3 protein-coding genes are annotated in these 2,142 nt (G+C 52.4%); 2 read left to right on the plus strand and 1 reads right to left on the minus strand.

Going from position 1 to position 2,142, the window contains the following annotated elements; genetic code table 11:
• Window positions 1-630, plus strand: a 630-nt coding sequence (locus tag J5224_RS25380) for a hypothetical protein (RefSeq protein WP_264627975.1), incomplete at its 5' end; no start/stop codon positions are given.
• A 10-nt stretch (window positions 631-640) separates the two neighbouring features.
• Window positions 641-901 (plus strand): acyl carrier protein, encoded by a 261-nt coding sequence (locus J5224_RS25385; protein ID WP_264627976.1) that lies wholly within the window; start codon window positions 641-643, stop codon window positions 899-901.
• Here the strand turns inward: J5224_RS25385 and J5224_RS25390 are convergent.
• On the minus strand, window positions 886-2,142 hold a 1,257-nt coding region (locus tag J5224_RS25390), incomplete at its 5' end, for a sigma 54-interacting transcriptional regulator (protein ID WP_264627977.1). The two genes, J5224_RS25385 and J5224_RS25390, sit on opposite strands and share 16 nt — an antisense overlap.

Raw genomic sequence — 2,142 nt, forward strand, 5'->3', positions numbered from 1 at the left:
CGGCTTCCTTCCTCCAGTAGCTCCGTGGGTTCCGCTATATCGACGATGTCACCGCCACGATCGCCTCTGGATAATTTCCAAATTGGTACACTATCGCCCAAGCACAACATCAACCCCTTGGCATCACTGGCGGCACACCCTACCGCCGAAGCCTATCCCTCCGCCGTTGTCGCTGAAAAGGGGCCTGCGGCAAATGACGATTTTTCTGTGACAGAAGCGACTGGCCATTCGGAGGTAGCCTCTTCAGCAGGGGGGGGCTCATCCGGCATCAACAAGGATGATCTGGCCTTGCTGAAGCGCTGGCTTGGTGAGGAAGTCCCAGAGAATGAAAACGAAATGGCGAGCATCGATAAACTGATCCTGCGCGAGGACGGCGTGTATACCCAAACGCTGGAACACTTCCTGGAAAGAGCATTTCTCGCCGATGTAGGCACTGAAGAGCGCAGTGATATGCAGCAGGTCTATATCAACGAGGCATTTCGTAAAATGCAATTGCACGAAGATTTTTTCCAACTGAGCCGCAACGCTCAGAAGTTGGTAGAGAAATACAGCGAAAAACGCAATTCTCGGGTCTTGACCACCATGCCTGGCGTGAGGCGCACCCTCTCTTCACAGACATCACGAGGATGATGGTGTGATAATGGGGAGTGATAATGAGCGTCAGGTGAAAGCATTGATTCATCAGGTAAGCGGCATCCCTGTTGACAGCATTGGGTTGAACGATAGCGTGATCGTCACGTTAGGTCTGGATTCGGTCGAGATGATAGATTTACTGATGCAGCTTGAGGCATTCGGGGTGACGATCCCGTCAGCGCAGATAGACGCTGCGCTGACGGTACGCAATATTGTTGAACTTTTCGCCGGTGCATCTTATCCCGAAAGGGGTCAACCCACTTTGTAATCGGCAAGATGGATATTAAGCAGCTTGAGTTTACGCCACAAGGACGTGCGGCCAATGTTTAACGATAAAGCCATTTGTGAGGCTTTTCCCCGGCAGTGAATGGCTGCCTGGATGAGCGCATCCCGCTCCATCTCTTGTAACGACTGAGGATGGAGGCTCGCTTCTCGCGATGATGTCTCAAGAATGTTTTCACTCAATGGTGCCGGAATATCTTTGACTTTTATTCGGTTGCCGTTGCTATAGCTGTAAGCGCGCTCCAGCACATTGCGCAGTTCTCGGTTATTTCCCGGCCAGGCATAGCGCATGAGCAATTGTTGTGCATCTTCAGAGAGCGTCACGTTAGCGCCGATCTCGCGGCTCATGATCTTAAGGTAGCGCTTGATCAATGCAGGGATATCTTCGCTGCGTTCCCGCAGGGCAGGTACGTGGATGTCGAACGATTGTAATTCGTAAAGCAGGTGGCGGCGAAAGCGGTTTTCCTCAACAAACTGATTGATGTCTATATCTGTGGTGGTGATCAACCTGACATCCAGCGGCACCAACGTCTGGTTGGCCTTGTTGAGCAACCCGGTTTTCAGCAGTTGTAACAGCGCGGTTTGCACTTCTTGTGTCAGGTATTCGACATTCTCTAACAGCAATGTGCCACCTTTCGCCAACTCGAATTTGGAAATGACCGGTTTATCGGTATGCGCGTTGTTGCCCAAAAATTCGCTCGCCATCGCCTCGCGCGGTATTGCCTGGCAATTGATGGTAATAAAGGGCTTATCCCTGCGCTCGCTGGCGTTATGAATAGCCTGTGCCAGATAGGCCTTGCCAAGTCCCTCTTCACCGTGCAGCAGGACGGAGCCGCGCCCCTTTGCCGCCTGCTGTGCAAGGCGAACCACACGCCGAATAGCGCTGGAGGTGCCAACGTAATCAAGATCGTCAAATGTCAGCCGTGCATACGCTCCGCCGTGGCGATGCACCAATTCACGAATGTGATCGATAGGGTGCAACAGCGCGATGTAACGATCGGGCGTATTGGCGACGCCTTTGACAATTTTGAGCGACATCGCCAGTGCGATAAACGCACCTTGAAATTCGACGGCGGTTTCGAACAGGTAGACATCCCGGTTTTCCGCAATGGCATGCGCGATCCGCTGCGGTAAGGTCAACGTATCCTGAATATTTTTTCCTAACAGCTTCTCGCCCTTAACATTGAGCAGGTCGCTGCCGTTTTTGTTCAGATAGAGGATGGTGCC

The sequence above is a fragment of the Candidatus Symbiopectobacterium sp. NZEC135 genome (assembly GCF_025962695.1).